Source organism: Xanthomonas floridensis, from assembly GCF_001642575.1.
GTDB classification, from domain to species: Bacteria; Pseudomonadota; Gammaproteobacteria; order Xanthomonadales; family Xanthomonadaceae; genus Xanthomonas; species Xanthomonas floridensis.
Map to the genome: position 1 here is coordinate 23847 of NZ_LXNG01000003.1, position 18604 is coordinate 42450.

Annotated in this window: 18 protein-coding genes and 1 other RNA gene; 13 read left to right on the forward strand and 6 right to left on the reverse strand. The window is 64.9% G+C overall.

The features are described from left to right. Positions 1-91: 91 nt before the first annotated feature. From A7D17_RS02255 to A7D17_RS02285, 7 genes are all read left to right on the forward strand, one after another. Complete coding sequence (locus A7D17_RS02255) at positions 92-2590, forward strand: ribonucleoside-diphosphate reductase subunit alpha (protein ID WP_064507613.1); 2499 nt, start codon at positions 92-94, stop codon at positions 2588-2590. 196 nt (positions 2591-2786) lie between these two features. Next, on the forward strand, positions 2787-3830 hold the full coding sequence (locus tag A7D17_RS02260) for a ribonucleotide-diphosphate reductase subunit beta (RefSeq protein WP_039521116.1): 1044 nt from the start codon (positions 2787-2789) through the stop codon (positions 3828-3830). A gap of 200 nt (positions 3831-4030) precedes the next feature. Next, the gene (locus tag A7D17_RS02265) at positions 4031-4513 is read left to right on the forward strand and encodes a flavodoxin (protein ID WP_064507614.1); all 483 of its coding nucleotides are present in this window, start codon (positions 4031-4033) and stop codon (positions 4511-4513) included. Beyond that, a complete protein-coding gene (locus A7D17_RS02270) occupies positions 4485-4811 on the forward strand; it encodes a thioredoxin family protein (RefSeq protein WP_064507615.1) in 327 nt (108 codons plus the stop codon). Before A7D17_RS02265 ends, A7D17_RS02270 begins: the two co-directional genes overlap by 29 nt. 34 nt (positions 4812-4845) lie before the next feature. Further along, positions 4846-5298, forward strand: coding sequence for a hypothetical protein (locus A7D17_RS02275; RefSeq protein WP_064507616.1), 453 nt, complete (start codon positions 4846-4848; stop codon positions 5296-5298). A gap of 38 nt (positions 5299-5336) precedes the next feature. Beyond that, positions 5337-5738: an acyl-CoA thioesterase gene (locus A7D17_RS02280; RefSeq protein ID WP_064507617.1), complete on the forward strand. Its 402-nt coding sequence runs from the start codon at positions 5337-5339 to the stop codon at positions 5736-5738. Between the two features lie 187 nt (positions 5739-5925). Further along, complete coding sequence (locus A7D17_RS02285; protein ID WP_064507618.1) at positions 5926-6627, forward strand: single stranded DNA-binding domain-containing protein; 702 nt, start codon at positions 5926-5928, stop codon at positions 6625-6627. 397 nt (positions 6628-7024) lie between these two features. On the opposite strand, the gene A7D17_RS02290 is transcribed toward A7D17_RS02285, so the two are convergent. From A7D17_RS02290 to A7D17_RS02305, 4 genes are all read right to left on the reverse strand, one after another. Next, positions 7025-7540 (reverse strand): hypothetical protein, encoded by a 516-nt coding sequence (locus A7D17_RS02290; protein ID WP_016903647.1) that lies wholly within the window; start codon positions 7538-7540, stop codon positions 7025-7027. Between the two features lie 997 nt (positions 7541-8537). Further along, the gene (gene panE, locus A7D17_RS02295) at positions 8538-9476 is read right to left on the reverse strand and encodes a 2-dehydropantoate 2-reductase (protein WP_064507619.1); all 939 of its coding nucleotides are present in this window, start codon (positions 9474-9476) and stop codon (positions 8538-8540) included. Between the two features lie 127 nt (positions 9477-9603). Continuing rightward, positions 9604-10416: an ABC transporter permease gene (locus A7D17_RS02300; protein WP_193395301.1), complete on the reverse strand. Its 813-nt coding sequence runs from the start codon at positions 10414-10416 to the stop codon at positions 9604-9606. Next, positions 10413-11408 (reverse strand): ABC transporter ATP-binding protein, encoded by a 996-nt coding sequence (locus A7D17_RS02305; protein ID WP_064507620.1) that lies wholly within the window; start codon positions 11406-11408, stop codon positions 10413-10415. Before A7D17_RS02305 ends, A7D17_RS02300 begins: the two co-directional genes overlap by 4 nt. 35 nt (positions 11409-11443) lie before the next feature. Here A7D17_RS02305 and A7D17_RS02310 point away from each other — a divergent pair, with 35 nt between their 5' ends. Beyond that, positions 11444-12271: an FAD-binding oxidoreductase gene (locus A7D17_RS02310; protein WP_161946516.1), complete on the forward strand. Its 828-nt coding sequence runs from the start codon at positions 11444-11446 to the stop codon at positions 12269-12271. Between the two features lie 86 nt (positions 12272-12357). Here A7D17_RS02310 and dmeF read toward each other — a convergent pair whose 3' ends face one another. Next, complete coding sequence (gene dmeF, locus A7D17_RS02315; RefSeq protein WP_064507622.1) at positions 12358-13350, reverse strand: CDF family Co(II)/Ni(II) efflux transporter DmeF; 993 nt, start codon at positions 13348-13350, stop codon at positions 12358-12360. Positions 13351-13415: 65 nt separating this feature from the next. Here dmeF and A7D17_RS02320 point away from each other — a divergent pair, with 65 nt between their 5' ends. Then, entirely contained in the window at positions 13416-13688 is a 273-nt protein-coding gene (locus A7D17_RS02320) for a metal/formaldehyde-sensitive transcriptional repressor (RefSeq protein ID WP_064507713.1), read from the forward strand. A gap of 61 nt (positions 13689-13749) precedes the next feature. Beyond that, a non-coding RNA gene (locus A7D17_RS02325) (sX9 sRNA) lies at positions 13750-13824 on the forward strand. Positions 13825-14106: 282 nt separating this feature from the next. On the opposite strand, the gene A7D17_RS02330 is transcribed toward A7D17_RS02325, so the two are convergent. Further along, on the reverse strand, positions 14107-15672 hold the full coding sequence (locus A7D17_RS02330; protein ID WP_064507623.1) for a GH39 family glycosyl hydrolase: 1566 nt from the start codon (positions 15670-15672) through the stop codon (positions 14107-14109). A 533-nt stretch (positions 15673-16205) separates the two neighbouring features. Here A7D17_RS02330 and A7D17_RS02335 point away from each other — a divergent pair. From A7D17_RS02335 to A7D17_RS02345, 3 genes are read left to right on the forward strand one after another with little or no spacing between them, the layout of a single operon-like run. Further along, a complete protein-coding gene (locus A7D17_RS02335) occupies positions 16206-16793 on the forward strand; it encodes a hypothetical protein (RefSeq protein WP_064507624.1) in 588 nt (195 codons plus the stop codon). After that, positions 16790-16990 carry a helix-turn-helix transcriptional regulator gene (locus tag A7D17_RS02340; protein ID WP_029221818.1) on the forward strand — a complete coding sequence of 67 codons (201 nt, stop codon included), beginning with the start codon at positions 16790-16792 and terminating at the stop codon, positions 16988-16990. The genes A7D17_RS02335 and A7D17_RS02340 overlap by 4 nt, the downstream gene beginning before the upstream one ends. 59 nt (positions 16991-17049) lie before the next feature. After that, positions 17050-18600: an alpha/beta hydrolase gene (locus A7D17_RS02345; RefSeq protein ID WP_064507625.1), complete on the forward strand. Its 1551-nt coding sequence runs from the start codon at positions 17050-17052 to the stop codon at positions 18598-18600. Positions 18601-18604: the final 4 nt, after the last annotated feature.

Here is an 18604-nt window from a genome sequence, read left to right on the forward strand (position 1 = left end):
CTCGCCTTGCACCGTCATCGCTGTCCAGGGAGTCCGGATCCGGTCGCAGCCCGTCCCCGAGCGGGTTCGTGTGCCTACGCATGGAGGACGCATGACCACCAACGACACCCTTGCCGCGATCGCCACCGGTACCGCAACACCCACCAGCGTTCCTGCCAGTGTCAGCGCGCCCGGTTGCGGCGCGCCGGAATTGACCGACCCGTCAGACATCGTGCCGCCTCCCCGCCAAGCCATTGCAATGCACGCACAGACCATCGAAGAACAAACCGTCTCCACCTGGATCACCAAGGAAGCGGGCAATCGCAGGATTCCGTTCGAGGCGCAGCGCCTGGAGCGCGCCATCGACCAGATCCATGCCGAGTTCCCGCAGCTGGACGTGGCCGACTACAAGCGCTCGGTGTTCGGGTTCGTCGAGCGCAAGGACAGCGTCAACGCCGACGACCTGGTCGACCACCTGATCCGCGAGGCCGAAGCCCGCGTCGATCTGACCACCCCGGAGTGGGAGCACTTTGCCGCGCGCCTGTACCTGCGCCGCCTGTACAAGCGTGCCAGCCGCAACCGCTTTTACGACGCCAGTCAGAAGTACGGCTCGTTCGTCGGCCTGCAGGAAAGCCTGGCCGACCGCAATGTCTATTCCAACGACATCCTGCGCCGCTATTCCAAGGACGAGCTGATCGAAGCCGGCAAGATGATCGAGCCCGAGCGCGACAAGCTGTTCGCCTACAACGGCCTGTACCTGCTGGCCACCCGTTACCTCGCCACCGACAGCTCGCGCGGCGTGTTCGAGCTGCCGCAGGAGCGTTGGCTGACGATTGCGCTGTACCTGATGCAGGACGAGATCGGCACCGGCAAGGGCAGCCGCGAGCGCCGCATGCAGCTGGTGGGCGAGGCCTACTGGGCCCTGTCCAACCTGTACATGACCGTGGCGACCCCGACGCTGGCCAATGCCGGCAAGGTCGGCGGTCAGCTGTCGAGCTGCTTCATCGACACCGTCGACGACAGCCTGCAGGGCATCTACGACTCCAACACCGACGTGGCGCGCGTGTCCAAGCATGGCGGCGGCGTGGGTGCGTACCTGGGCTACGTGCGTTCGTCCGGTTCGGCGATACGCGGCGTGTCCAATTCCTCCGGCGGCGTGGTGCCGTGGATCAAGCAGCTCAACAACACTGCGGTGTCGGTGGATCAGCTGGGCCAGCGCAAGGGCGCCATCGCGGTGTACCTGGACATCTTCCACCGCGACATCGAGTCGTTCCTGGATCTGCGCCTGAACAACGGCGACCAGCGCCTGCGCGCGCACGACGTGTTCACCTCGGTGTGCATCCCCGACCTGTTCATGGAAGCGGTCGAGCGTCGCGGCGACTGGTACCTGTTCGATCCGCATGAAGTGAAGCGGATCAAGGGCTGGTACCTGCAGGATTTCTACGACGAGAAGAAGGGCGACGCCAACAGCAGCTTCCGTCGCAAGTACGAAGAAGTCGTGGCCGACGAGCGCATCACCCGCAAGACGGTCAAGGCGATCGAGATCTTCAAGCGCATCATGGTCAGCCAGCTGGAAACCGGCAACCCGTTCATGTTCTACCGCGATGAAGTCAATCGCAAGAACCCGAACAAGCACGAGGGCATGGTCTATTCGTCCAACCTGTGCACCGAGATCCTGCAGAACATGAGCCCGACGCGGATGATGCAGGAGATCATCAGCGGCAATCAGATCGTCACCACCAAGAAGGCCGGCGACTTCGTCGTGTGCAACCTGTCCTCGATCAACCTGGGCCGCGCGATCATCGCGCAGGACGACCAGGCCGATCTGCTGGGCGCCGACGTGCTGGAGCGGTTGATCCCGATCCAGGTGCGCATGCTCGACAACGTGATCGATCTCAATCAGTTGCCGGTGCCGCAGGCCACCATCACCAACCAGAAGTACCGCGCGATTGGTCTTGGCACCTTCGGTTGGCATCATCTGCTCGCGCAGAAGGCCATCCACTGGAATGCCAAGGAAGCCGAGGACTACAGCGACGAGCTGTATGAGCGCATCAACTACCTGACCATCCAGGCGAGCATGGAGCTGGCCAAGGAAAAGGGCACCTACAGCGTGTTCCGCGGCAGCGACTGGCACAACGGCGAGTACTTCCGTGCGCGCGACTACAACAGCCCGCAGTGGCTGGAGCTGTCGGCGCAGGTGTCGGTCAATGGCGTGCGCAATGCCTGGATGCTGGCCGTGGCGCCGAACATGAGTACCGCGCAGATCGCCGGTTCCACCGCCTCGATCGACCCGATCTACAGCGCGTTCTATTACGAAGAGAAGAAGGACTTCCGTCGTCCGGTCGCCGCTCCCGGTCTGTCGCTGGAAACCTGGCCGTACTACGAAAAGGGCGCCTACAAGGTCGACCAGTTCGCCAGCGTGCGCCAGAACGCGCGTCGTCAGCGCCACGTGGACCAGTCGATCAGCTTCAACTTCTACGTGCCCAGCACCATCCGTGCGAGCACGCTGTTGGACCTGCACATGACCGCCTGGCGCGAAGGCCTGAAGACCACGTACTACGTGCGCTCCAATGACATCGACATCAGTGAGTGCGAGTGGTGTTCGAGCTAAAGCGCATGCGGTAGCTAAGCGCATTCGCGCTTTCGCTTCCACAGTTCGCGTTGCGAACTGTGGACCCTGCTTCATCAGCTCCCACACCCCGCGCCTTCGGCGCGCCCCCTGACTCAGGGGGCTTTTCTCCAGAACGATTGCTGCCGCCGCCCCCGCGTCACACGCGGGCGGCTGCCCGGAACACGAGTAGAGACCCATGTCCGCAACACCGCTTGAACGCATCAAGATCCTGGAACCGCGTCATCCCAATCGCTCCACCGCCATCATCAATGGCGAGACCTCCGGCATCCTCAACTGGAACGACATCCCGTACCCGTCCTTCTATCGGGCGTACAAGGAACTGTCGACCAACTTCTGGATCCCCGACGAAGTGGACATGAAGGGCGATGCGCGCCAGTACAACGAGCTGTCGGCGCGCGAAAAGAACGCCTACGATTCGATCATCGGCTTGCTGGCCACGCTGGATTCGCCGCAGACGCGCTTCATCTACAACGTCGCCGAATACATCACCGACCCGGCCGCGCATGCCAATGCCGCCATCATCGGCCAGCAGGAAGTGATCCATAACGAGAGCTACAGCTACGTGCTGGCCTCGATCACCGGCCTGGCCGACCAGAACCGCGTGTTCGAAATCGCGCGCACCCACCCGACCATCATCAAGCGCAATGCGCCGATCATGGGCGCCTACGAAGATTTCATGCGCGACAAGACGGCCGAAACGCTGATCCGCGCGCTGATCCAGTCTTCGATCCTGGAAGGCATCAACTTCTATTCCGGCTTTGCGTACTTCTACAATCTGGTCCGCCAGAACCGCATGACCGGCACCGGCAAGATCATCAGCTTCATCAACCGCGACGAGCTGGCCCACTCCAAGTTCATCAGCGAGCTGATTCGCGCCATCATCGGCGAGAACCAGGCGCTGCAGGGCGACCAGCTCACCGACTACGTGCACAAGGCCTTCGAGCACGCGATCGACCTGGAAACCGTGTGGACCGCCGAAGTGCTGGACGGCATCGACGGCATCGACGTCGACGAGATGATCCGCTACGTGAAGTACCGCGCCAACAAGATGGCCGGCATGCTCGGCATCGAGAAGCTGTACGAAGGCGCCAACGACAACGTGATGCCGTGGATCAAGGCCTACGCCGACAATTTCACCGAGACCAAGACCGACTTCTTCGAGATGCGGAATGCCTCGTACAAGAAGACCAACTCGGATAACGGCTTCGACGATCTGTGAGGAGCCGGGATTAGGTATTCGGGATTTGGGATTCGTCGCAGCCGCATCGATGCGCTTTACGAATCATCAAGATCCGGGATTGGAGAATGGGTAGGCGGGATTTGCAACAGCAATTTGATGTGCTTTGGCGAATCTCCACTTCGACTCTCCAATCCCTGCTTTAGACGAATCCCTAATCACGACTCCCAAATCCCCGCCCCATGAACATCCTGCTGGCCCTGGCATCGTTGAGCGGCAACACGCGTGATGTGGCGCGCAGTGTCGCGCTGCACTGTGAGGCGGCCGGGCACACGGTGACCTGGCTGGAGACCGATGTGCAGCGGCTGGAACAGGTGCCGCATGCGCCGGGGCAGTACGACCTGTTCCTGTTTGGCAGCTGGACCGACAACGGCGGGCGTACGCCGTCGGAGATGAAACGTTTTATCGTCGAGTTGGTTGAAACGCTGGGCAAGCCACCGCAGGTGGCCGTGTTCGGCACCGGGGAAACCCAGTGGGGCGAGGAGTATTTCTGCGGTGCGGTGCATCGTATGGCGCGCTTCTTCGACAGCCCGTTCCCCCGTTTGACAATCGAACAGATGCCCCACGGCCAGCGCGATGCGCAGGCCATCGCCGCCTGGACCGAGACGGTCCTGGCCCAATGCAAGAACGATCCCAATGCAGACCATTACCGTCACGTCGCCTGAGCACTACACCCAGACCCTGGCTGCGCATCCGCGCGCGCTGGTGGATTTCTACAAGGACAACTGCCCAGGCTGCCGCATGCTCGACATGTCGCTGGACAAGTTCGCCAATAGCGAGGCCGCCAATGGCGTAGCCTTGTTGAAGGTCAAGCTGGAAGTGGTGGGCGAAGACTTTTTCCGCGAGCTGGGCCTGCGGCAGACGCCGACCCTGGCGTTGTTCAAGGATGGCGCCGAAGTGACGCGTCTGCCGGGCTTCCAGTCGCCGGCGCAGGTGGAAGCGGCGGTCCGCAGCGGGCTGTGATGGTGACGGGCGCTCGGTCGATGCTAGGCGCCCGGTGAATACCACGGTCACCATCGTCGCCTGGAGCTTCCTGCTGGCGGGGCTGGGGTTGTTGACCGGTGCGGCGCTGTTGCCGGATCAGGCGCGCTGGATCCTGTTGCTGCTGGGCGTGGCGTTCGGCGGCGTGGGGGGCGGCATCCTCGGCTATCGCGGATGGCATGCGCGGCGTGCTGCGTGGTTGCGCCGGCATGCCACGGTGGTGGAAGCGCGCTTCGTGTGCATCGAACGCAATGCGTCTTTGCAGGTCAACAGTGTGCACCCGTTTCGTATCCTGGCCCAGCGCCACGACCGCACCCACAACACCTTGGCCGAGTATCGCAGCGATAACCTGTGGACCGATCCGCAGCCGTTCCTGGTCGATGGGCAGCAGCTGCGCATCTTTGTCGATCCGCAGCGCCCGGCGCGCTACCACATGGACTTGAGTTTCCTGCCGACACTGCGCAGCTGATCTGGCTGGCTTTCCTTCCATCTTCCGGTGCTGCCCTCATGACCAACTCCACTCCCGTTGCACCGACCGAAGCCCGCATGGCCGAGATCGTGTTTCCCAACCACACCAATCACCTGGGCACCTTGTTCGGTGGACAGGCACTGGCATGGATGGACAAGGCCGCGTTTCTGGCCGCCTCGCGCTATGCGCGCCGGACGGTGGTGACCGCACGTTCGGACCAGGTGGATTTCAAGCTGCCGATCCGCCAGGGCCAGATGGTGGAAACCATCGCGCGGGTGGTGTCGGTGGGGCGCAGCTCGATCAAGGTGGAAGTGGAACTGATCGCCGAAGACCTGCTCAGCGGCGCGCGCGAGCTGTGCACGCGCGGGCAGTTCGTGATGATCGCGCTGGATGCCGATGGCAAGCCCACGGCAGTGCCGGCGTTGCCCGCGCAAGCGTAAGCTGCCGACGCCACACGGCGCGCCGTGCGCGTTGATCGCGGCGCCTGGGTGTCATCGCAGGATCCGGCGTTCACGCTCATGCCCGCGCTGTCTCTGAGGCCTGCACTGTCTGGAGCGGAGCGCAGGCCATATCGTTTGTCGTATCGCCGCGCGTTGGATGTTCGCGCATTGAAAGGGATGTCATGCCATGCCGAACGCTGGTCTGCTGCGTCGAGGCTCGCTAGTGCTGATGCTGTTGATGCCAGGTGCCTGTCGCCTCCCTCCGCTGGATGGCGGCGGGCAGGTTGAAGCGGCGATGGACACCGATCGCGTGCTGATCGCGCGCGTGCAGGGCGACGCCTACACCAGCCCACTGCTCGGACAGGACGTGGTCATCGAGGGGATCGTGACGCGCAGCCTGGCCGGCGACCAGGACGACTTGGTGCAGGAAGTTGGCGAGGCGCTGGGCGAAGGCAATCGCGGCAAGGTCGTGGGATGGTTCGTGCAGGACGAAGGCGATGGCCTGACCGCCACTTCGGACGCGGTCTTCGTATTGGATCAGGGATACGACACCGGATTGGGCATGCCGGGCGAGACCGAATACACCACCCGGCTTGGCGCGCGCGTACGTAGCGGTGATCGGGTCAAGGTTCGCGGCGTGGTGACCGAGCTTGCGCAGGACATCGCGGCCGAGCAGCTGCGTAGCAGTGGGCACCCGGTTGGCCGCGGCGATCCCGCCGGCCATATCACCGCGATCCGCGCCAGCTGGATCACGCTGCTGTCGCAGCGTGAGCGCCGCCCGGCGATCGTGCTGGTCGACACCGTGCCGACGCGCAGCACCGAGGAAGCCACCGAAGCCATGCGTCTGGCGGCGCCGCAACGCGTTGCGGCAGGACAGACGCAGCACTAAGGACGGGGACGTCGGGCTGACAAGCACCTGGCAAGCCGTCGTCAGGTGGATATGGACGGCGGGGTTCAAACCCAGAGTAAAGGTGGTAGATGCCGATTCCGGGCACTGGCTGCACCTGGCTGGCGACTATGCATCAGGGCTGTCAGCCACCGCTGCACGCGTGGGCCCGCGGGCACTTCTGGAGCGCCCGTCAGCAAGAGCGCAGCGCGATTTGTGATTGGCTGCCTGACGATTCCAGATTCCAGATTCCAGATTCCAGATTCCCGATTCCCGATTCCCGATTCCCGATTCCCGATTCCCGATTCGCGTCAGGGCGGCAGGCTGTGTGCGTGCGCGTTGCGCAAACCGTGCCCGGCACAGACAGCCGGCGAGGCGACGTCGATACGCGCGGCTTGCCTTATTCCTCGACCTCGCGGTCCTCGCGCTTGGTTTCCGCCATCGCCTCGGGTTCCAGCTCCTCGGCGCTGCGATTGAGTTTGACGAACACCCCCCAGGCGATCAGCAGCAGCGCTGCGCACAGGCCAACCGCGGCGGCATACGGCAGCTTGGCCGGGTCGTCGTGCATCAGCTCGAAGATCGATACCAGCGTCTCGATCGCCAGCGCGATCACGATCACCACGAAGAACCGCGACAGGTAACGCCGCACGCGGGTGGGGCCACTGACCTTGACGTCGCGCAGGATCTCTTCTTCGAAGATGGTCTGGCCCAGCTCCAGCGTCACCAAGGCCACGGTAAGCAGGCCGATGGCCTCCAGCACCACATTGAAGCGGTCGCGTACCACCATGTCGCCGCCGGGAGTGAATCCGTGCCACAACTCCAGCCCGGCCATCGCGACCAGCCCCGCCGCGCACAGCACGAAGAACGCCAGGATCACGAAGTGACCGGCACGGAACAGGTGGCTGAGCAGCTTCATGATGATGACGGCGATGGAGGGATGCAGAGCATCGTGTGCGTGGCGTCGCGGCGGTGCGAAGGCTACGGCGAGCACACGCGCCCTCATCCTGCGCTTCGCGCCACCTTCTCCCGCACGCGGGAGAAGAGGTCTGCGGGGAGCAAGCGACGGAGTGGCCGGGGGGCTGTGGCGGTGCGCAGGCGACGCCAAGCACACGCGCCCTCATCCGGCGCTTCGCGGCACCTTCTCCCGCACGCGGGAGAAGAGGTCTGCGGGGAGCAAACGGCGGAGTGACGGGGGGCTGTGGCGGTGCGCAGGCAACGCCAAGCACACGCGCCCTCATCCGGCGCTTCGCGCCACCTTCTCCCGCATGCGGGAGAAGACATTTGCGAGGAGCAAACGGCGGAGTGGTCGGAGGTTGCTGTGGTGGTGCGCAGGCGACGCCAAGCAAGTGTGCCCTCATCCGGCGCTTCGCGCCACCTTCTCCCGCATGCGGGAGAAGAGGTCTGCGAGGAGCAAACGGCGGAGTGGTCGGAGGTTGCTGTGGTGGTGCGCAGGCGACGCCAAGCACACGCGCCCTCATCCGGCGCTTCGCGCCACCTTCTCCCGCATGCGGGAGAAGAGGTCTGCGGGGAGCAAGCGGCGGAGTGGCCGGGGGGCTGTGGCGGTGCGCAGGCGACGCCAAGCAAGTGCGCCCTCATCCGGCGCTTCGCGCCACCTTCTCCCGCATGCGGGAGAAGGGGCCTGCCGGAGCTAGGCGGTGGAATGGCAAGAAGCCCGACGCGGCGGCGCGAAGGCTACGGCGAGCACACGCGCCCTCATCCGGTGCTTCGCACCACCTTCTCCCGCACGCGGGAGAAGGATCTGCCGGGGCCAGGCGGCGTAGGAGTACGCAGGCCATTCGGCCAGTCATGCAGCGGTAGCGACCACTCCCTTCTCCCGCTTGCGGGGGAAGGTGCCCGAAGGGCGGATGGGGGCGAGGCATGCGTCGCATGCGCACAGCCGCCCGCCATTCCCATCAGCTATGCCGCAACACCTGATACGCCTGCAGGTGCACGTTGGCGGCCATCAGCAGCGGCGCGTTGCGCCCGGTCTCGCGCACGCGCGCCAGCATGTCGCCGACGATTTGCGCCGCTTCCACGTCCTGCCCGGCTTCCAGGTCGCGCAGCATCGAGGCCTTGAGCGGCGAATCGACCTGTAGCAGCGTTTGCAATGCTTTTGCACGCGCGGGTTCGGGAATCGGCTGGCCGGCCGCATCGGCCGCCCACAGGCATTCGTTGTACAGGCCGTTGATCAGCGCACGGCCGTCGTCGGTAGCCACGATCGCCCCGACCGGTGCGCGCATCAGGCAGGTAGCCGCGGCCAACGCGGTGAGGAAGCTGTACTTGATCCATTGTTCCTGCGCGATCTGCGTGCTGGCCACATGGTCGATGCCCGCCTGCGTGCAGGCGGCGGCAAATGCCTGCACGCGTGACGACTCTGCGCTGCCATCGCGCTCGCCGAAGGTGATCGCCGCCGGCTTGCCCAGATGCAGGATCTCCCCATGCTCGCCCTTGGTCGCGCTGATGAAGCACAGCCCGCCCAGTACCCGTGCTGTACCGAAGCGCTCATCCAGCGCCGCGTAATGGCGCAGCCCGTTGAGGATGGGCAACACCGTGGTGTGCTCGCCGACCGCCGGTGCAATCGCCTCAATGGCGCTGTCCAGGTCGTAGGCCTTGCAGCTGAGCATCACCAGATCGAACGGCTGCTGCGCCACCAGGGCCGGCAAATCCTGCGCGGTGACATGCGCCACCGGCAGATCCGCATCGCCCAGCGGGCTGCGGATGCGCAGGCCGTCGGCCTGCAGCTGCGCCGCACGCACCTCGCGCACCAGGAAGGTGACGTCCACGCCGGCCTGTGCCAGCCGCCCGCCGAAGTAACCGCCGGTGCCACCGGCGCCGAGAATGAGCATGCGCATAAAGTGATCTGTCCTCAGTCAATCTGGTCTCACCCTTCCCCCGCAGGCGAGGGAAGGTGCCCGAAGGGCGGACGGGGGTTAGCGCGTCCGCCAGCCACCGGCGTCCCAATGAAATCCGCGCCTGGCGTCAGCTCCGCAGCCCGACACCGCGCCGCAGCAGCCACAGCGCCAGTGCGCTGAGTACGGCGACAAAGCCCAGCATCAGTGCGTAGGCCACCCAGATCGGCACGTCGGAGCTGCCGAGCAGGCCGTAGCGGAAGGCGTTGACCATGTAGAAGATCGGGTTGGCGTGGGTGGCCGCTTCGGCCCACGGCGGCAACAATTTCACCGAATAGAACACGCCGCCCAGGTAGGTCAGCGGGGTCAGGATGAAGGTCGGCACGATCGCCACGTCGTCGAACTTCTTGGCGTAGACCGCGTTGACGAAGCCGGCCAGCGAAAAGATGGTTGCGCCCAGCAGCACCGTGGTCAGCGTGACGATCGGATGCGGGATGCGCACCGGGGTGAAGAACATCGCGATGATCAGCACGATCGCGCCCACCATCACGCCGCGCAGCACCGCGCCGGACACATAGCCCCACAGGATCACCCAGTTGGGCATCGGGCTGACCAGCAGCTCTTCCACATGACGACCGAACTTGGCGCCGAAGAAGCTGGAGGAGATGTTGCCGTAGCTGTTCTGGATCACGCTCATCATCACCAGGCCCGGCACGATGAACTGCATGTAGCTGTAGCCACCCATGTCGCCCACGCGCGAGCCGATCAGTCCGCCGAAGATCAAAAAGTACAGCGTCATGGTGATGGCCGGCGGCACCAGGGTCTGGCCCCAGATGCGCAGGATGCGCTGCACTTCGCGGCGCACGATGGTGCCCAGCGCAATCCAGTTGCGCTGGCGGGGTGTTGCGGGCGTGGCGGACATCGACGGCTCCGAGGGACTCATGGGTGACCTGCCGGGCGCGCGGGCGCCGCTGCAGCAGGAGCCGGATCAGCGAGGGTCTCGCCGGGCCCGGTCAGGCGAACGAACAATTCTTCCAGCCGGTTGCTCTTGGTGCGCATCGAGCGCACCCGGATGCCGGCATCGCCCAGAGTGGCGAACACGCGGTTGAGGTCCATTGCGCGCGGCATGTCCAGATCCAGCGTGTGGCCGTCGATGGCGGTGAGCGTGGTGCCTTCGATCGCCGGCAGCTGGGCAGGCAGTTCACCGTCGATATCGAACAGGAAGCCTTCCACGTCGAGCTTGGCCAGCAGTTCGCGCATCGGCCCCTGGGTGACGATCTGGCCGTGGTTGATGATGGCCAGGTTGCGGCACAGGTGCTCGGCTTCTTCCAGGTAATGCGTGGTCAGGATGATGGTGGTGCCGGCGGCGTTGATGTCCTTGAGCACGCGCCACATGTCGCGGCGAATCTCGATATCCACGCCGGCGGTGGGTTCGTCCAGGATCAGCAGGCGCGGCTGGGTCATCATGGCGCGGGCGATCATCAACCGCCGCTTCATGCCGCCGGACAGCGTGCGGCTCATCACCTGGGCTTTTTCCCACAGATGCGCGCGGCGCAGCTCCACCTCGGCCAGGGCCTCGGCCTCGCTGCGCGGCATGCCGTAGAAACCGGCGTAGTTGACCAGGATGTCGAAGGGCTTTTCGAACAGGTTGAAGTTGATTTCCTGCGGCACCAGGCCGATCAGGCGCATCGCCTCGCTGCGATGGGCGACCAGGTCGGTGCCGAACACTTCCACCTGCCCGCCGGAGAGGTTCACCAGCGAGCTGATGACGCCGATCAGGGTGGATTTGCCCGCGCCGTTGGGGCCGAGCAGGGCGAAGAAGTCGCCGGGCACCACGTCCAGCGACACGCCCTTGAGCGCCTGGGTGCCGTTGTCGTAGGTCTTGCGCAGGTCGCACACGCGCAGGGCGGGCGTACCGAGAGAGGGTGAATTCAAGATGGTCCTTCGCGCCAGGGTGCCGGCGCAGCGAGTTGCAGCCCGTTATTATAGAAGGCCGTGGGGGCTTGCCCCGATCACAGACTGTCCCAAATACGTTCGTGCCCGTTCAATTCCCCCTCAAGCTTGTCGACCGGCGCATGCTTGCGCCCACCGTGGCCCACTGCCAGTTCGTGCGTGATGACGGACAGCCGCTGGATTTCCAGCCCGGGCAGTTCATCCAGATCCATTTCGCCGCTGCCGATGGCACGCCAACCAAGCGCAGCTATTCGCTGGCGACCATCCACGACCACGCGCTGGGACCGGGCGAGGCGGTGGACATCGCGGTGAGCTTCGTGCCCGGCGGCTCGGCCACGGCCTTGTTCGAAGGCCTGGAGATCGGCGACCAGTTGCAGGCCAGCGGGCCGTATGGCCGCTTCTGCCTGCAGGCGGGCGACCATAACCGGCGCTATCTGCTGATCGCCACCGGCACCGGCGTCACCCCGTACCGCTCGATGCTGCCGTTGCTGGCCGAGGCCATCGCCACCCGCGGTGTGCAGGTGGTGTTGCTGCAGGGCGCGCGTACCCCGGCCGAGCTGCTGTACGGCGAGGATTTCCGCGCGTTTGCCGATGCACACCCGCAGTTCCGCTATGTGCCGTGCTTCTCGCGCGAGTTGCCTGCCCAGCCGCATGCCGATGTGCGCCACGGCTATGTGCAACAGCATCTGGCCGAGTTCGCGCCGGCGGCCGATGGCGATATCGCCTACCTGTGCGGCAACCCTGACATGGTGGATACCTGTGCCGAGGCATTGAAGGCCGCCGGCCTGCCCAATGCGCAGATCCGTCGCGAAAAATACGTCAGTTCGACGGCGCCCAAGGCCTGATCAGGCGGCAGGCGCCGTGCGATGACCTCGGCGCCTCCCGATGGAGGTGCTGCCTGCCAGGCGGTGGCGTCCACGCTGTCGCTGCGCTACACCGGTGCCGCCGGGCGCTGCACTTCCACGGTGATGTGCACCAGCTCTTCGTGGATCTGCAAGGCGGTGCGCACCGCGTCTGCGTCGAGCTGTGCCGGGCTTACCAGGCTCACGACGCAGGCATAACGGTCGCTGCCGACGCGCCAGACATGCAGGTCGGCGATGGCGATGGGGTGCGGAAATTCGGCGATGACCTGCCTGATGTCCGTCACTACCGGCGCATCCATTTCTGCATCCAGCAGCACGCGGCCGGTACTGCGCAGCAGCCCCCAGGCCCACACAGTGACCAACACCGCGCCGACGATGCCCATGAGCGGGTCCAGCCAGGTCACGCCCCAGTGCATGCCGGCAACCAGCGCGACGATGGCCAGCACCGAGGTCGCGGCATCGGCCATCACGTGCAGGTACGCGGCACGCAGATTGAGATCGCTGTGCGCATCGTGGTGATGACCATGACCATGACCATGACCATGAAGTTCGTGGGTGTGCGCATGGCCGTGGCCGTCATGCCCGTGCGCGTGGCCATGCCCATGCGAGTCGCGTAGCCACCATGCGCATACCAGGTTCACCAGCAAGCCGATCACCGCAATGACGGTGGCTTCCTGGTACTGGATTGGCTGCGGCGAGAACAGCCGCTCCACCGACTGGAACGCCATCAGCCCGGCCACGCCCAAGAGCAGCAGCGCGCTGGTGTAGCCGCCCAGTACTTCCACCTTCCAGGTGCCGAAGGTGAAGCGCGCATCGGTGGCATGCCGGCGCGCAAAGCGGTAGGCGAACAAGGCCAGACCCAGTGCCAGCGCGTGCGAGCTCATGTGCCAGCCATCGGCAAGCAGGGCCATGGAGTTGAGGGTCCAGCCGCCGCCGATCTCCACGACCATCATGATCACGGTCAGGATCACCGCCTTGCGGGTGCTGTGCTCGGCGAGCGGGTTGGCGCTGGCAAACGTATGCGACTGCGCGCAGTGGGGCGCGGGGTGCGTGATCGACATCGGAAGAGGCTCTGGGTACGATACCCCCCAAGGGTATCTTAGATACCCCCATGGGGTATATGACGATGGCACATCTCAATCAGGACAAATCCAAACTGCTCGCACGCGTGCGCAGGATTCGCGGGCAGGTCGAAGGGCTGGAAAAAGCCCTGGCCCAGGACGTGGAGTGCACGGCGTTGCTGACTCAGGTGGCGGCGTTTCGTGGCGCTGCGCAGGGCTTGATGGTCGAGCTGCTCAGCGAGCACTTGAAGCACCACGTCGCGGCACCGGAGGCGCTGGGCGAGCGCGAACTGGCGGTCGACGACATCACCGCCATTCTCAAGACCTATCTCAAGTAAGAGCTGTCATCAAAACGACTGCGCTCACTGTCGGATAGGCGCGGCCGCTCCCGGAATCGGCATGTGCCACTCGTGCACTGCGGCTCCTACGCGCCGTTTGCACCCGCTGGTCACTGCGCGCTACGTTTTGTTTGCCGCTTCAAGTCCTGCACATCGGGTCGATGCGACCACGCCGATTCGCTTTTCACCTTGTGCGCTGCGCGGACTGAGCGACAGCCCAGCGCGCCGAACCTTGATGATGTCGTGCCTGCCGTGTCCTGCGGCGATGCGCGCGACGTGCCGCAACGCACGCGTGACGCATCCGATGTCGCGAACGATGCACGGTCGGGACATCGCGCCGAACTGCGCGCATCGTTGCGCGCACGGAATCCACCCACAACGCCTCGCCTGATTGCAGGCGCAACGGCGTGCCGGGCGCTCAGCGCGCCGATGGCTCCAGCGTCACCAGCACCACATCGTTGCTGCGCATCGGCACGCTCACCTCGGCCACGCCATCGGCGCCTACCCGCACGCGCCTGTCCTGCTCGGGCGTGTCGCGCGTGGCCTGCTGCAGCTGCGCCAGCTGCTTCGGGGCTAATGCCTTGGGCATGCCCATATCGATGTACAGCGACAGCGGGTCGTTGCGCCGGTAGCCGGTCTTGCGCACCTGCAGGCGATACTCGCCGGCCGGCACCTGGGTCATGCGCAGCCGCAGTGGTGCGCTGTCGGTGGCTGCCACCAGCTTGGTATAGAACGGCGTATTGCTCACCGTCTGCACCGGCTGCTGCCAATCCCACACCAGCGCGGCAATGCGCTTTCCATCCACTGCGGCCAGTGCATGCGCATCGGACAGCGCAATGGCGCGGCCCTGCAGCGCATTCAAGTACTTGTAGGCAAACCAGGCCGGCTTGCGGATGCCTTCGCGATTCATCAACCCGAACCCGCCATGGAACGGCGTCGGCGGCGGGCCGGGTTCCTCGAACAGATCGGTGTAGGTCCAGTAGCTCATGCCCTGCACCAGGCCTTGCACCTGCTTGAGCTTGGTCAGGATGTAGGGCGCGTTGATGTAACTGTCATGGACATAATCGCGCGGCGTGTAGCTGCTGCTCCACTCGGTGAAGTACAGCGGCAGTTGTGGATACGGCGAGGCCTGGATCTGTGCATGCACGCGGCGCACATCGCCGACGATGGCCTCCGGCGATGCGGACAGTTTGACGTCCTGCTTGCCGTCCTCATCGAGAAAGCCGCCCTCCACGCCATAGGTATGGGTGGTGACGAAATCGATCGGCAGCGTGTGCTTTGCCACGAATGCCAGCAGCTCCGGTACCCAGTCCGCACCGGCGGTGGACGGGCCGCCGACGCGCAGCTGCGGATCGATTGCCTTGATGGTGCGCGCGGTGTTCGCGTACAGATCGAAATAGGCCTGCTGGTCGGCGTTCTCCCAGAAGTCCTTCAGGTTCGGCTCGTTCCACACCTCGAAATACCACTGCCGTACTTCATCGGCACCGTAGCGGTCACGGATGTGCCGGACATACGCATCGATCAGCTGCGTCCACTTGGCCGGATCCGGATGCGAGGTGTTGCCCTTCCAATAGAACAACGTCTGTTCGGAGGTCTTCATCGCATTCGGTGTGAAGCCCAGTTCGACGAACGGGCGAATGCGCTTGGCCAGCAGCGCATCGTAGAGCTGGTCCAGCTTGGTCCAGTCGTAGACGAGCTTGCCATCGACCTCCTTCACCGTGCCGAGCGTGTCGTGAAAGACGTCATGGAAGCGGATGTAGCGAAACCCCAGCTCCTGCACCGCGGGCACCAGATGCGCCTGGGTATCGGGGCGGATCAGCGTGCCTGGGAAATCCGAGCCGACCGACAGATCATAGAAACGATCCACCGGCTTGTCGGCAGTGGAGAGATCCAGATCGATCGTGCGCGGTGAAGCGTCACGTGCCAGGGCCGGCAACGCCATGCCGCAGGCCAGTGTCATCGCAAGCAAGGTGTGCAACCGCATCGTCTCTCCTGGTAGTGGGTGCAGCGACCAGAGCGGTCTGCATGCGCGTCGAGCGCACATACCTGCCGTGTGGTTGCCGCGCGAGGTGGTCAAGAGTAGCGGAATCCGTGTGCGTGCCATCGGGCGCTTACGCGCTTTTCAAGCGCGGCGACCAACGCGGTAGCGCCCGTCGGCAGACGTCTTGCCGGCCTGTGGGGTGAAGTACCGTGCCGTCGATGCGGATGCCATGCACCGCAAGCGCCACTTGGCGTCACACGCTTGCCGCATGTCCTGGGGCCGCAAGGCGTCGGCGTTGCTCCCCACCACTTCGGTACACCCGAAGCAGATGTAAAGGACGCTTGACATGGTCGGCAGCGGCGCGCACTCTGGGTGTCAAGGGGACTTGACACGGGGTGCGGGGTGAACAACGACCGGAACCGATCGTCTGCCTGCGCGCACTATTGCAGCGCAGCGATGCTGCGGCCCCGCGTGGGCGCGGCCGTGCAACAGCTGCCCTCGCAGCGCAGGGCGGCCAGTGTGTTGGGAGATACACGATGAGCGCGAAAACGGTGGCGGTTCGTGCGCTGCAGGTCATCAGTGTCGTGCTGATCCTGCTGGGGTCTATGCGGCGTTGGTTGCCGTGGCAGATCAGCGACTACACCCAGGGTCTGCTGATCGGCTGCGGCATCAGCGGTTTGCTGGTGGCCCTGATGCTGTACGTGGGGCGCGGCAGTCTGCGCGACAGCGCGCCGCCTGCGCTGGTACGCCGCTACCGCAAGGAGTTTGCGCCACCGATGCTGGGCTATGTCGTGGTGATGCTGTGCTGGAGGCACTTGCTGGCCAGCGTGGAGACCAACGCGATGCGAGTGCTGATTGCGTTGCTGCCCGCGCTGCTGTTGATGCTGGTGATCCGCGCGGTGGCGCGCTTCGTGCGCGATTCGGACGAAATGCAACGCCGCATCGAGTTGGAGTCGATTGCCATTGCCGCCGGCCTGGTCAGCATGACCTACATGACCGCCGGTTTCCTGCAATCGGCGCAATTGATCGCGGTGCCTGCAGCGGCCGCGATGATCTGGGTGTTTCCGGCGCTATGCATGACCTATGGGTTTACCAAGGCCATCAATGCGCGCCGTTATCAATGAACAGCCGCGTGCGTGCGTTGCGCGAGTCCAATGGCTGGTCGCAAGGCGAACTGGCCGAACAGCTGGGCGTCTCGCGGCAGACCATCAACGCGCTGGAAACCGGCAAGTACGATCCCAGCCTGCCATTGGCGTTCCGTATCGCGCGCCTGTTTGGCGAGCCGATCGAGCAGGTGTTTCTGTATGAAGAAGGTCAGTAGCTGCAGCGGTCACACGTGGCCGGCAGCACCGTCAGGAAACAGGCACTAGGAGAGGTGGAATGGAAAAACAACTGACGCTGGCCGCAGCGGTGCTGGCCGCGATGCTGGCTGCCGGATGCCAGCGCGCGCAAGCGCCCGCGGGTGGCCATACCGATGCATCCGCACCCGGCACGACGCAACCGCGCAGCGCGACCACGCCGACTGCCAACGGCAATCAGTACGGCAGCCTGCAGTTCGTACCGTGCACGCTCAGCTCCGGCAGCGCTGCGGGCAACATCGAGGCGCAATGCGCGCAATTGCAGGTCGCGGAAAATCCGGCTGCGCCGAAGGGGCGGCAGATCGCGCTGAAGATCGCCTGGCTGGAAAGCGATGCCGGTGGTGGTACGACGCAGGACCCGGTGTTCTTCATTGCCGGTGGGCCAGGGCAATCGGCAACCGAGGTATCGGCGATCGCTGCGGCCGCATTGCGTGAAGTGCGCAAGACGCGCGACATCATTCTGGTCGATCAACGCGGTACCGGCGGCTCGCATCCATTGCGCTGCGACCACCCCGATGGCACGCCGCTGCAGGCGGAGATCTCCTCCAACCCGGAGGCGATGCTGGCCTACGTGCGCCAGTGCGCGCTGGCGCTGAGCGCGTATGCCGATCCACGCTACTACACCACTGCAGAAGCGATCGGCGATCTGGATGCGGTCAGGGCGGCGCTGGGTGTGCCGCAGATCGATCTGGTCGGCGTGTCCTACGGCACGCGCGTTGCGCAGCACTACGCCAGGCGCTATCCCTCGCATACGCGGGCGATCGTGCTCGATGGCGTGGCCCCCAGCGACCTGGTCATCAGTGGCGAGTTCGCACGAACCTTTGAAGACGCACTCACGCTGCAGGCCGAGCAGTGCCGTGCCAATCCGGCATGCCACGCGCGTTTTCCCACCGATGTGCGTGCGCAGCTGCGTAGCATCATGGAGCGGCTGCGCAAGGCGTCGCCGGAAGTGGACTATCGCGATCTGCGGACCAATGCGGTCAAGCGCGATCGGGTGACGGCCGATGCGGTGATCGGCTTGGCGTTCATGTTCTCCTATGCGCCACAAAGCGCGGCGTTGCTGCCGCTGGTGCTGGATGAAGCGGCCGCCGGGCGCTACGCGCCGTTGATGGCGCTGTCGCACATGGACATGCAGATCAACCAGCCGATGCAATGGTCGGTGGTGTGCGCAGAAGACGCGGATCGCTATCGTCCGAGCCCGGCGCACCAGGGGCTGTTGCTGGGCGAGGAAGTGCCGCGCAGCGTGTTTGCCGCCTGCCCGGTGTGGCCTACCGGCAAGCGCGCCGCCGACTTCACCGCGCCCCTGCGCTCGCAGGTGCCGGCGCTGTTGCTGTCCGGCCAACTGGATCCGGTGACGCCGCCACGCTATGCCGAGGTGGTGCTCAAGGGCTTGCCGAACGGTCGGCATCTGGTGGCGCCCGGCCAGGGCCACAGCGTCATGGCACTGGGCTGCATGCCCAAGCTGATGGCCCAGTTCCTGGAAAGCACCGACGCGCGCGCGCTGGACACGCGCTGCGTGGCCGATCTTTCCGCCGTCCCCGCCTTCACCTCGTTCAACGGATGGGAACCATGAGCCG